Genomic DNA, 13,843 nt, shown 5'->3' with positions numbered 1-13,843 from the left:
GTTTATAAAATTCTAGGATCTGTTGATTTTTCGTGTTTATTTTTGCAGCAGTTTATGGGTATTTAGACAAGGCATTGCGATTAAAAGTGTGGTTATTCCACATGAGAGAGCAATAACGACGTATAAATGACATAAAACGCTGCCCTCGGGGTTCAACTAAATTTAATCTCGAAAGATCAACAGACCCTAAAGGGCTTAGCCCCTTTTTACTTTTTGAGAGAAGAAATGAAAAACGTTATTTTTAGTGTATTGTTCCTATTAAGCCTTAGTGCCTATGCCGATGTGTATAACAGTGAACATTACCAGCGCAACCATATAGCGCAACTTGCTGCATTTGAAAAAGGTCAACACTTTTTTGTGTTAGGCGACTGGGGACGAAACGGCCACTTCTATCAACGTGATGTTGCAAAATGGATGGACATCGCCGCTTATCAAATTGATCCTGATTTTATCACAACGACAGGCGATAATTTTTATGATAATGGTATAGCTTCAATACAGGATCCTTACTGGGTAACCGCCTTTGAAAATATTTATCATGGCCCACATTTATTCGTTGATTGGTATCCAACGCTAGGAAACCATGACTATCGTGGCAACTGGCAAGCACAAATTGATTACTCTGACGTTAGCCGTCGCTGGCAAATGCCTGAGCAATACTACGCGAAAACCACCGTATTGAAGGACGGTACAGAAATCCTTTACTTATTCATTGATACTAGCCCATTGAACCCCGCTTATAAAAACGAAGCTAAGTATGCTGAAACACAGAAGCAGGATGCGGCAAAACAGCTACACTGGATAACCCAACAGCTTGCTACGACGACCGCCGATTGGAAAGTAGTCATCGGCCATCATCCACTCTACTCAAGCGGTAAACGTTTTGGAAAAACCAGTGAAATTCAGCAAGTACTTGAACCAATATTAGAAAAGTATCAGGTAGATGCATATTTCGCAGGTCACGAACATGACATGCAACACAATAAACCACAACACACTACCGTTGATCATTTCATTTCTGGTGGCGGCTCAGAGGTGCGACCCGTTGCGCAACGAAAATTCACTAAATTTGCAAAAGCCACAGGTGGATTTGCTGCTGTAGCCATAAATAAAAAAGCACTTTTAGTCCAGTTTATCGATCATCAAGGCAAAATTATCTACCGTTATAAACGTAATAAGGCACTATAATCATGGCAAGTTACATAAAGTTTTTTTATACGCTATGCATATTATCTTTTGTGCTGTTAATCACGCCTCATTGTTTATCAGCTGAGCAAAATAATTGGGCTAAAAGCTCTCAGTTCTTCACAAAAATTGCTAAATCAAATAGTAACACTCACTACTTTTTAGCCATTAATGAGTCTCAAGGTATTGCTTTATTAGATGAAAACTATCAAGCATTGAGTATTATTTCACGAAACGCTGAACATTTAGATTTTCGATGGTTACCGTCTCAAAATAGCGAGGGTATCATAGCAACACTCGATGTTGATAGCGGTGAGATACTGCTAATAAGTGTTAATCTCAATACCCCGTTGTTAACCATTAAACAACAATTTAAGCCTTTAATGACTTCATTCGAAGCAATGTGTTTACAAAGAAGTCGTTCACAAATCGATTTATTTACTGTCGATTCCCAAGGAATAGCAACACATTACAACGTATATAATAAAAGTCGCTTGTTAGCCCCCATTGAGATAAATCAATTCGCTGTTGGGCCTAATATTAACGCTTGTGCAGTTGATGATCAGCAACAAACACTGCTAATAGCAGAAGAAAATATTGGGGTGTGGCAATACTCCACAGATCCTGAGCATGAAGTTGTACGTGAACTGATAGCCTTACCACAAGGGTTAGAAGTCGAGTATATTGACACTACCTCAGAAGGTGATATTGCTATAGTTTCCCCTGATGTAAATACATTTTGGTATTATCATAGTAGAAACCAAACACTTATCGAAAAGCCTTTACCCAAGGACATTTCACCAAAAACGATACAGCTATATCGTAACGGCGATAAGTTACAGGCATTTATGTTTGATGACAAAAGTAGCTCAATTATTGCATCGCAGTGGCACACTATCATGCCACCTGTTTTACACGAAACAGACGTTATTGAATCATTAACACCTTTCGCACAAACACAACCCGTAAACGCTTATGGTGATGCGGCAGACGACCCCGCAATTTGGGTAAATAGTGAAAATTCAGCGCAAAGTATCATCTTTACAACCGATAAAAAGTTTGGCTTAAATACTTATGATCTAACAGGAAAACGTAAACAAAGCATCCCTATTGGCCGTATTAATAATATTGATATTCGGTACGATATACATTTTGCAGGTAAACGTGTTGATATCGCAGCTGCAAGTAATCGCACTACTAATAGCATCAGCCTTTTTACCATAGATAAAGCGACGGGACACGCTACCTTTATTAACGACATTAAAACTGATTTAACAGATCCTTATGGCTTATGTATGAGCAACATAAATGAACAGATCTCCGTTTGGATTAATGATACTGATGGCCGCTTTCAGCAATATCAACTAAGCTTCGATTCACCTATGATAAAAGGCAAAAAGGTGATGGAGTGGCGTGTACCTTCTCAGCCTGAGGGGTGCGTGGTTGATGATAAAACAGCGCGGTTATTTTATGGTGAAGAAGCAACGGGTATTTGGCTAAAACACATTGATTCAACGCAATCGAGCGAGTTCATTATAGGTTTACATAACGGTGTAAAGGCTGATATTGAAGGTATGGGGCTATATACAGTTGCCAGTAACCATTACTTGATTGTATCTAGCCAAGGAAATAATCGTTACGCTGTTTATGCTATTGATCAAAACAACAGCTTTTTAGGCGTATTTCGTATTTCAGCAGATCTAAACAATCGGATAGATGGTGCATCGGAAACCGATGGATTAGCTGTTACTAGCGTCGCTTTGGGTAGTCAACATCCAGATGGGTTACTTGTCGTGCAAGATGGTCATAATGTTATGCCAAAAAGGCCGCAAAACTTCAAATTTGTAGATGGGTCATTACTTAAAAAGTGGATAAACTCAAAAGTAGCTGCTCAGTAAAACAGGGCTAATACCAACTCAATTAAGTATTTAGTCACTTAGCGAGAGTTAAAAGGGTAGTATCAATATTTGATACTACCCTTTGATAACACGTTTACTTGTTATTCTGCGCCAATAGTTAATGAATATTTTTCAATTAACGAGTACAACGTTGGTCTTGTAACCCCCAACAGTTCTGCGCATTTAGACATATTTCCTTCAGTCAACGCATGTGCTTTTTGAATCGCAATAGATTCTGCTTGTTCACGTACTTTGCGTAAGTTTAAATCTAACTGTAATGCTTGTCCGTCATGATCAAAAAAGCCTAAATCAATTGCGGTGACTTGAGTGCCTGTTGCCATGATCACAGAGCTTTTTACTTTATTTTGTAACTCACGAATATTGCCTGGCCATCTATGATGTCTGATTGCATCTAACGCATCATCAGCAAAGCTTTTTACGTTAGATTTATACTCTTGCGCATAGCGTTGCAAAAAAAACTGAGCCAATATTAAGGTGTCTTCCTCGCGCTCTCTCAATGGCGGAATATTTAAGGTAATTTCACTCACCCGATAAAACAGATCTTCACGAAACTGTTTTTCAGCAACCATTTCTTCAAGGTTTTGATTCGTCGCACATACCACACGTACATCAACGTCTATCTCTTGTCGACCACCTAATCGTTCTATTTTCTTTTCTTGTAGGAACCGCAAGAGTTTCGCTTGCAAGTTAAAGGGCATGTCACCAATTTCGTCTAAAAAGAGGGTGCCGCCTTCTGCACATTCAATTTTACCTTTTGTGGTGCGTACTGCTCCAGTAAAAGCTCCTTTTTCAAAACCAAACAACTCGCTTTCTAGGAGTGTTTCAGGAATTGACGCACAGTTAATCGCAATAAAAGGTTTTTTACTACGTTCGCTAGCAATATGTATCGCGTTGGCGGTGACTTCTTTACCGGTGCCACTTTCACCTAATAATAAGGCCGTAATTTGCGTTGGAGCGATACGTTTAACCATAGTACGTAATCGTTCAATACTGCTGCTATTGCCAACAATACCAATGTCATTACCACCAACAGCCCGCATTAGGCGGTTTTCTTCTTCTATCGACGCCACACTAAATGCGCGAGCGACAATAACATTAATAACTTCTGGCTCTATCGGCTTTTGATAAAAATCATACGCTCCCATTGAAATCGCTTTAAGGGCATTTTCTCGATCATCATTGCCAGTAATAACAATCACTTTAGTATGCGGCGCTATACGCAATATTTCATCTAATGCCGCTAACCCTTCTGATGCATTTGCAGCATCAGGCGGTAGGCCTAAATCTAATGTCACAACTTTAGGTTCATGGCGACGTACAGCTGCTATCGCGCTTTCACGATCCGCTGCTAAAATTGATTCGTAATCAGACAAGCTCCATTTTAATTGTTTTTGTATTCCTTTATCATCATCGACGATTAGTAGCTTTTCCATGAAATAAATCCTTGCTCTTCCTGTTTATTCATTATCTGTTGCATTAATAGGTAATTGAATAGTAAATGTTGTGCCTGAATGTTCGGTACTTTTGACCGCTATCGTGCCAGACACACTCTCAATAAACTGTTTCGCTTCATATACACCAATTCCCATACCAGCATTGCCCTTTGTGGTATCAAACGGCTTAAATAATCGGTACTTTATAAAGTCTTCACTCATACCAGAACCTTGATCAGTGATAGTGATGGTGACAATATTTTTATTATTATTTAGTGATAATTCTACGGTTGTGTCTTCGCTACTTGCTTCTTGCGCATTTTGAACCAAGTGATTTAATACCGAATGTAATTTTTCTTCATTAGTTGCCAGCTTTGTTGGCACCGCCTGTTTAATTATCACTAACGGTTTTTCTACATTACGTTGTTCCACAACTTTTTCAAGTAACTCAACCAGATCAATCTCGGAATCTGTAGATTTTTCTACGCGTTTATTACGCAATTGAGAAAGTACTTTACCTAGCCTATCTGTTGCAGATTCAACCGTTTCAAACACATCGTCAACGAACTCAGGGTTATCTCGGTGTTTTTCCGCATTTGTCGTAATTAACGCTAATTGCGCTTGCACATTTTTTAAATCATGCACTAAAAAGGCTGACATCCGGTTAAATGCGTCAAACTGTTTTGATTCTGCCAGCTCGTCATTTGCTTCATTCAAAGAAATAAAATTGCCTAATTGTTTAGACACGGCAAAAAGCAAGTCTCTGTCTTCCCAATTAAGTTGCTTCATTTCATTGATGTCGCCAATTAAAAACAAACCATAAAAAGCTTTACCAATAAAAATTGGGATAATAAAGCGTACATCAAAGCTTTGGCATAAATCTAAATCAAGGTTCAATTCTGGGTACATTGTCGGGGTAATTTCATACTCTTCAACATCAATAATCCAACCTTTTTTCTGACAAAATTGGCTAATAAACGTCAGTTGTAAGTCAAATGCTTCGGTCAGTTTTAAACCGTGAGAGTATTTATTATCGAAATGTAAATCGCTTTTACGTTTAACAATGGCACCGCTATGGGCATTGAGTTTTGACATCATAATAGATGTTGCCATTTGATAATAACTTTCTGCGTTGGTTGTTTCTATTTTTTCGATGAGATTTAGCCATTCATCACGGTACTCATAACGATTAGCAAAAAAGTTTTTCGCAATAAAAACTTTAAGCTTTCGTCTAAGTGATTCTGTGATCAATAGCGCGACTAATACAATACCACTGAGCATTAAAAAGCCAATACTAACGACACTACCCCATTCGCCACCAACATAATTAATCACATAGCCGGCAAGCGCCATGATCAATAAATATACCCCGGCCATCATTAAAATGGAGCTATAAAAAACGACTTGTCTTGACACAAAAATACGTACAGAGCCATTTTTGATTCTTCTGGTACTTACCAAGAGTAACGGCAACACTGCAACCGCGATATAGCCACGACTAAACCAAAAATCGAAATCAATACTCCCCACCATTGTTGCTTGGGCATACATAACAAAATCAAATATCGCGATACTCGCTAACGCGATAATTAACGGCCATATTGCCCAGCGAATTTGATCATCAGCACTGCGATATAACTGCTCCATCAGTACTAAGCTCCAAAGGTTTAGTACAATGAACAGTAGATAAATGTATTCATAAGAATAGTTTAATAAGAAAGACGCTAACCAACAGACCAACATTAATGCTGACCAAACGCTAACATATTGCCTAATATGGTAATTTGATAATAACTGGCGAATTGAAGTTAGCTCAGTATTACATATCAGCACCAAAATCGCCCAAGAGGCCACTTTTAAGCCGTCAGCTAACAGTACCCACTGTAAACCAAAGCCAAGTTTAATTTGCAAAGCCGCCAAGGCAGAGGCAACCGTGGTCGTTAATACGGAAACAATTGTCCAACGAGCAAGTAGTTGTGTGTTACGTGCCGCAACTAATAGGAAAGTAAAAATAACATAAGCAATAAAGCTTAAGACAAAACCAACAAATCCAATAAATTCCATCTTTATTCTATTCGCAATTGTGGTGAAGAACGTGTAAATATTTCAGTCAATATCGGCACTAATAAGAAGCTCGCAATGGCTGAAACACATAACCCAGAAATTAATACAACACCTAATGGTTGCCATAGACCGCCACCAAATAGCGTTAAAGGAAGTAAGCCACCCACCGTAGTAATCGTGGTGAGTAAAATAGGGGTAAAGCGTACCACAGCAGCTTCTATTATTGCCGTTTGTTTATCGGCATTTTGTGTTAAATTCTTATTCGCAGTATCAATGAGAATTATCGCATTATTTACCACAATACCAAATAAACTGATCAACCCTATAAACGCCATCATCGAAAAAGACAGGTCAAACAAATACAACCCAATAACAGATCCCGCCATAGCGAAAGGAATAGATGTAAAGATGATTAACGGCTGTAAAAAGGATTTAAACTGCAAGACTAACACCGCAAAAATGCCAATGGCGGTAATGATCATAATCTGAAACAAGCCCGCGAAATTTTCTTGTCTCGACTCTTCTTCACCCCCTAACGAATAGTACATGCCTGCTGGCAAGTTATACTGTTCAATATAATCAACAACTTGCTGGGTTAATACCGCCGTTGATTTACCTGTAGCTACATCTGCAGATACTTTCGCCATACGCTGTTTTTGATAATGATAAAATTCTGTATGACCTTTTTGCAATGACACGTTAACAATTTGATTTAGAGGTACTAACGCGCCTTCTCGTGTTGAAATAAAGGCTTGTTCAAACAACGAAATGTCTTGTTTATCCCCTCTGATCACTAATGGATAACTTTCCCCGTTAGCATCACTAAAAACGCCAGCTGTATTACCTGTTACTAACGTTTGTATGGTTAAATCTAACCCTTGAATATCGATATTAAGCATACCTGCTTTTTCATAATCTACTGACAAGGCAAGTTCTGTATTTGCCACTCCAATGGGATTTTCAATATTAATTAAGCCATCAAGTGTTGCCATATACATGGCTAGATCATCTGCTACTTGCGACAAATCATCAAACGATTCACTCATTAAGCGAATGGTCACAGGCTGATCGGTTACCGGGCCTTGGGTAAACTCTTTGACGGTTATTTGTGCTTGCGACCACGAAGAAAACTCTTTGCGAAGTTTATCAATCAGCGCTTGAGCATCGTTTGCATTGTATTCATCAAGTAACACTAACGCTTGGCCAAACGATGCAACCCCACGTTTTGGGATCTCATTGTAGTAAATACGAGGGTTTGAATTACCAATATTTTGCGCAACGTGTGAAACACCTGGTTGCTGCTTTAATAAAACAGTTACCTTATCCATTACTTTTTTTGTATAGGCTAGTGATGAATTAGGCGGCGCTTGAACATCGACTAAAATCATTGGTTTTTCAGCTTTTGGAAATAAGCTTAACCCAACGTTATTAAACAATGAAAACATCGCAATTAATGCGATAACAAAGACTGAAATTAGCAGTGTTTTTTTCGTGATAAACCATGTTAACACCTTCGCATAGACCGTTGATGAAAAACGATTTATCACCACTTGTAAAGTAATAATTTTACTCGGTTTTTGACTAAATAATAGACTCGCCAACAGCGGCGTGAAGGTAAGCGCTAATAGTAGCGAGGCTAGTAATACAAGTACAACGGTAATCGGCATTGAACGAAGAAAATCCCCCGTACTGCTTGCTAGCATCAGCATAGGTAAAAAAGCAAACAAGGTAGTAATTGTACCACTGCTAATCGCCCAGCCTACCGTACTTGCCCCTTGAGCAGCTGCGATTTGCATTGGTTTACTCGGGTCTTTATGTCGGTGAATACTTTCCGTCACAACAATGGCGTTATCAACGAGCAAACCCAGCGCAATAATCAACCCGACAATCGACATTTGTTGCAAACCAAAACCGGCAAAGTCTAACCACCCAATAGCAATCAAAAATGATAATGGGATCACTGCAATAACAACTAACGCTTCTCGCAACCCTAAAAATAATAACGCCATGACACCCACTAAAACTAAACCATACCAAAGGTTGTCAAAAAAGCCATTTACACGGGTTTCAACACTTTCTGCCTGTTTAAAAAAAACATCAAGCTTTATGTTTTCTGGCAGCAACCCTTTAAAATCAACTACCTGCTGTTCTATTGCTTTGGTTAATTCAAAAATATTGGTATCTGCGCGCTGTTCAGCAGTAATGAAAATAACAGGGTGTTCATTGAAATAAGCTAAATAACTTGGTTTAACCCCAGAAAAGCTCACGCGAGCAATGTCAGAAAGTTTGATTGCAGTGTGTTCATTAGCCAATATAACGGTGTCATTTAACTGTGCTAAATCTTTATAATTACCACTCGATTTCACATTAAACCTACGGGTATTAGCATCAATAAAACCAGGGGTAATATTCATCGCACGCTTATTGAGCGTATTTAATACATCGTTAACACCTAAACCAAAATGCTGTAACTTGGCCACATTTAAATCCACCGCGACAATCTGCTGTGGATAACCCCAAATATCAGCTTTTTTAATCGCTGAAATTGCTTCTAAACGTTTCTCAAGTTGTTTCGCATAGAACTCCATTGCTTTATAGTCGGTTGGCTCACTCCACAACGCCATTTGTACTACCGCGACACTGGTTGGTGTTGCTTTGATCACTAAAACATCTTGCACACCAGCCGGTAAATTAGGCTTAACAGAAGCTACAGCGAGTTTTAATTCACTGAAAGCTAAATCAATATTGGTACCATATAAAAACGTAACTTTAACACGCGCACCATCACTTTTAATTTGTGACTCAATAGTCTTGATCCCTTCAATATTATTAAAAGCTTCTTCAAGCGGGTTTACTACTAAGGTTTCAATATCATGTGGTGAGGCACCAGGATAAATCACTTCAATGAGCGTAATCGGTATATCAAATTGCGGATCCTCTGAACGAGGAATAGTAAAATAAGAAATTGTACCTACCAATACCAATAGCAGTACAATCGTTAACGTAAACTGTTTATTGTTAATCGCAACTTTAGGTAAACGCATACCCTATAACTCGCTCAACTCAAATTGTTGCCAGCCTTGGGTTACCACAGAAAGATTTGATGATAAATCGTCAGCATGTAAATAAATAAAATCTCTATCTAGGCCAATAACCATAAACGCTTGACGTTTTAAAGTATCAAGGTGCTTAACAAGTACAACTGCATGACCATTATTATCCATTTCGATTAATGCACTATTAGGCACTGCAAAAACAGCTTCTTGGGTTGATAAGGGCACGCGTACAGTAGCAAGTTGATCAGCAATAGGCTTTAACGTGGACGGTAGATTTGTTAATGCTACCTCTACCAAATACATATTAGCGGCACTATTTGCTTTCACTGGCACTTTGCTAACCATTCCTGCAATACCTTGAACACCCATGACTTCCACCTCAACTGGCTGCCCACGCGTTAAAAACCTAATTTCATCGGTGGTCACTGCCACTTCAACGATGAAATTATTTTCAGTCGATGCCACTTCAAGTACTGGTGTTCCGGGAGATTGCAATTCATTTACCCGTGTAAAGCGTGACAAAACCACCCCGTTGAACGGTGCAACTATTTCAGATTTCTCAAGATTATAATAGGAAATTCGATACCGTTCTCGTGCGCTATCTTCAGCGAACTTTGCCATTTCTAAGGCTTGCTGAGAACTTAAGCCGTTTTTGATTAACTTATTAACTCGGTTAACATCACGTTTTGCCTGCAATAACTCAGTATAGTTAGCATTTTTCAAGGCTTTTAATTCGGTTGTTTCAAGACTCGCTAATACTGATTTAGCAGAAAAACTATCGCCTTCATCAACGGTAAGAGAGGTTAAATAACCCTGACTTTTAAACGATAAAACATGTGTTTTTTTAAAGCGCGTTTTACCAGCTCGCACGATGTTTTTTTCAAACGTAGTCGCGTCAATTTCTTGCGTAGCATATTGCTGCGCATTGGTATTTATCGCACCAAGCAATAGAAAGCTGATGAAAAAGAGGAAAAGTAGCTTCATAAAATTACAAATGTACTGCCTTGTTGTTGCAACCCGCATTAATTATAGTGATACTTTAAGCTGCTAGTCACTGAAAGTACATTAATTTCATCATTTTTACGCGTTTATTCCATCGCTTATTTACCTCTCTATTCCACGTTTTTCGTTTTTAGCGGTAGACAACAAAAACGATAGGTATTAGTATTGCGCCGCCTTAATACTGATACTGTATAGCAGCAAGAAATAGAAAACATTTCGGGTATCGTGTAGTTTGAACAAAACAGTAACATTAAGGCGAAAAAGTTAATCCACCCGTAGCTCAGCTGGATAGAGCGCGCCCCTCCGGAGGGCGAGGCCGCAGGTTCGACTCCTGCCGGGTGGGCCACCATTATTACTTCACGTTTTTTTGCACTACCTTCTATATTTGCAACTATCATCGCATTTACCACGTGACCAAACCGCTTTCTCTACTGCTTACTATTCAAGAATTTAAATCATTTATTCGAGCCCTCATGGATACTTATACCAACTCTATTAAATCAGATTGTTCAGATTAATTTATCGTTAGCGTATTCAAAAATAACAGTAAATTCATCAGCTATTGCCAACTGTTTTAAAATGATCGCCCTCTTGACAAAGCTTAATGATAACAATTGTTATTTGCATTACTATTATTAAGTATTTATACTGCGCTTGTTTTTAACATCAACTATTACGAGAATAATATGAAATCTCCTTACACCTTCGTATTATCGCCAATTATTTTGGCTCTAAGCTCTACTGTTCATTCCGCTGAATTAAGTCACAAAGAAGCACAACGTATTACTGAAAAAGAAATAGAAGTTATTCGCATACTCGGGAACCGTGTACAACGCATTAGCTCTGGGGCAACTGGCCTAGGGCTTAACAGTTTTGATACGCCACAATCATTGTCTATTATCGAAAATGAAACCATTTCAAAATATAATCTCAGTGACATTAATAGCTTGTTTAAACAAGTGACCGGTATAAATATAGATCAAACCGAAACTGACCGAACCTATTTTAATGCTCGTGGCTTCGACATAACCAGTATGCATGTCGATGGCGCAGGTATTCCATTTGGCAATATTTTTGTCGGCGATCTTGATACTGCTATCTATGAAAAAATTGAATTTATCCGAGGCTCTAACGGGCTAATTACTGGCTTAGGTAATCCATCGGGAACAGTCAATTATGTCAGGAAACGTCCAACTAATGATCTACAAGTTAGTACCGCATTTACCTTGGGTCGGTGGTCAAATATGCGTGCCGTGGTTGATGTATCTACACCTATAACAGACTCTGGAAGCTGGGCTGCACGCGCAGTTTTAGTACATCAAGATAAAGAAAGTTGGCTAAACCATTATGGCAACAACCGTACCGTGTTATATGGCGTTGTTGATGGACAACTCAATGATGATGTTACCGTTACTTTTGGTTATACCTATCAAGAAAACAATAGTGATGGGGTAACATGGGGAGCTTCACCGTTAATTTATTCTGATGGCACCCAGACAGATTTTGACGCGTCTGTATCTACCGCGATGAACTGGACTTACTGGGACACACTAAATGAAAATTATTTTGCTGAATTAGGTTGGTATATTACTGATGAAGTTATTTTTACCAGTAAATTAAATTATACAACGTACGAAGATCGCTCAGAACTTTTCTACACTTATTCAAATACTGGATTAGCATCAAATACGGGGTTAGGACTTTTAGGATATCCAGGAAAGTTTGATGCAGATGACAAAACGTTGATATGGGATAATACACTACAAGGTACATTCGAAGCTTGGGGGTTTGAGCATTCTTTCAACCTAGGTTTGAGTTTAGCGGACTCTGAAACGCTTGATCTTGATTATACTGCGTTAAGCGGTTTCGACGTTATGCCTTCCTTCCCTGATTGGTCAGGAACAGAAGTATCACGACCGACTTGGGATACTCCGTTTCAAGCAGGTATAACTGATGTAACCCTAAACCGGTTTTATGGTTCAATACAATTGGCTGCTACCGAAAACTTTGATTTCGTTTTAGGTGCAAGTTTTGTCGATTATGAAAATGAAGGTGATTCTTGGGGAGCATCAACCTCAACCTCTGAAGATGGTTCTAGCCCGTATATAGGTTTTACATGGGAAGCGCTAGACGACTTGAATGTATACGGTAGTTACAGTGACATTTATCAACCCCAATACTATTTAAATGAAGCACTTGAACCACTTGGCTCAGCTGAAGGACGTGGTTATGAAATAGGTATCAAGAAACGCTTTGAAGACAACTTGCTCGTTAGTGTTGCAGCATTTAAAACTGAACAAGAAAATCTATATGACTTCATTGAGTTTGGCGATGGCGACGGTATTGATGACGATGATTATTCGGATGACTTTAATTATTCATTATATCGAGGCGTCACCGTTGACTCTAATGGCTTTGAACTAGAAGTCACCGGTAATATTTCACAGGAGTGGTCAGTACAAGGTGGTTATACATTCTTGACAATGGATGATGAAAACGGTGATGAAGCGCGTACCTTTATTCCACGTAAAACCTTAAAGCTACTTGCAGATTATTCACCTAAATGGCAAGAAAAACTCAATGCTGGAATATCGCTTCGTTGGCAAAGTGAAGTGTATTATGACACAAGTTATGGAAGAGTTAATCAAGACAGTTATGCATTGTTCGGAGGCTATGTTCAATACGATTTCAACGATCAAATATCTTTAAGTCTCAATCTCGATAATATAACGAATGAGAAATACCTGAGCTCTGTTCGAACGGATCAAGCCTTTTACGGTTCGCCAACTGACTTTAGCTTAACATTGCACTGGAAGTTATAACCTTAACTCATGTGAGTGAGTTAGCTTGCTGATTTAAAGCAACTCACTTAACGACTTAACTCGGATCTATGTATGAATACATCATATCTACATTTTTTCAAAAACAGACGTTTCTGGCTTAGTGGTCCAGCAACACTGTTAGTGTCTCTGTTTATCATGTTTGCCATGGCAGTGTGGTTCCCACCTGGGGTAGGTAATGTAAATAATATTATGATGCCGCTTATCATGTTCCCATTAATATGGGCCCTGTTGTTTTTCTATACCTATTTAACAACTGACCTGCGTAAAGCGCAATGGTTACTAGTAATACTGTTTATTATTAATAGCCTTATTTTAACATTTCAATTTTTGGGTTAACTTTT

The 13,843-nt window shown here is 38.7% G+C and carries 8 protein-coding genes and 1 tRNA gene; 5 read left to right on the top strand and 4 right to left on the bottom strand.

Features of this window, described 5'->3' with window-relative positions; all coding sequences use genetic code 11:
* The first annotated feature begins 225 nt into the window (after window positions 1-225).
* Both BI291_RS06880 and BI291_RS06875 read left to right on the top strand, forming a co-directional pair.
* On the top strand, window positions 226-1,188 hold the full coding sequence (locus BI291_RS06880) for a tartrate-resistant acid phosphatase type 5 family protein (protein WP_074497561.1): 963 nt from the start codon (window positions 226-228) through the stop codon (window positions 1,186-1,188).
* A 2-nt stretch (window positions 1,189-1,190) separates the two neighbouring features.
* Window positions 1,191-3,083 carry a phytase gene (locus tag BI291_RS06875; protein ID WP_074497558.1) on the top strand — a complete coding sequence of 631 codons (1,893 nt, stop codon included), beginning with the start codon at window positions 1,191-1,193 and terminating at the stop codon, window positions 3,081-3,083.
* A 101-nt stretch (window positions 3,084-3,184) separates the two neighbouring features.
* Here the strand turns inward: BI291_RS06875 and prsR are convergent, their stop codons facing one another.
* From prsR to BI291_RS06855, 4 genes are read right to left on the bottom strand one after another with little or no spacing between them, the layout of a single operon-like run.
* Complete coding sequence (prsR, locus tag BI291_RS06870) at window positions 3,185-4,537, bottom strand: PEP-CTERM-box response regulator transcription factor (RefSeq protein ID WP_074497555.1); 1,353 nt, start codon at window positions 4,535-4,537, stop codon at window positions 3,185-3,187.
* A gap of 24 nt (window positions 4,538-4,561) precedes the next feature.
* Window positions 4,562-6,601 (bottom strand): XrtA/PEP-CTERM system histidine kinase PrsK, encoded by a 2,040-nt coding sequence (gene prsK, locus BI291_RS06865; protein ID WP_074497550.1) that lies wholly within the window; start codon window positions 6,599-6,601, stop codon window positions 4,562-4,564.
* 2 nt (window positions 6,602-6,603) lie between these two features.
* Complete coding sequence (locus BI291_RS06860) at window positions 6,604-9,645, bottom strand: efflux RND transporter permease subunit (protein WP_074497547.1); 3,042 nt, start codon at window positions 9,643-9,645, stop codon at window positions 6,604-6,606.
* A gap of 3 nt (window positions 9,646-9,648) precedes the next feature.
* Entirely contained in the window at window positions 9,649-10,641 is a 993-nt protein-coding gene (locus tag BI291_RS06855) for an efflux RND transporter periplasmic adaptor subunit (protein WP_074497543.1), read from the bottom strand.
* A 287-nt stretch (window positions 10,642-10,928) separates the two neighbouring features.
* Here BI291_RS06855 and BI291_RS06850 point away from each other — a divergent pair.
* From BI291_RS06850 to BI291_RS06840, 3 genes are all read left to right on the top strand, one after another.
* Window positions 10,929-11,005: transfer RNA gene (locus BI291_RS06850), tRNA-Arg, on the top strand.
* Window positions 11,006-11,345: 340 nt separating this feature from the next.
* Window positions 11,346-13,481, top strand: a complete 2,136-nt coding sequence (locus BI291_RS06845; protein WP_074497540.1) for a TonB-dependent siderophore receptor — start codon at window positions 11,346-11,348, stop codon at window positions 13,479-13,481.
* Between the two features lie 72 nt (window positions 13,482-13,553).
* Complete coding sequence (locus BI291_RS06840; RefSeq protein ID WP_074497536.1) at window positions 13,554-13,838, top strand: hypothetical protein; 285 nt, start codon at window positions 13,554-13,556, stop codon at window positions 13,836-13,838.
* Window positions 13,839-13,843 lie beyond the last annotated feature (5 nt).

Source organism: Thalassotalea sp. PP2-459 (assembly GCF_001913705.1).
Classification (GTDB): Bacteria; Pseudomonadota; Gammaproteobacteria; order Enterobacterales; family Alteromonadaceae; genus Thalassotalea_C; species Thalassotalea_C hakodatensis.
Note: the sequence above shows the minus strand (reverse complement) of the source record. Positions and strands in the feature narration are given on the sequence as shown.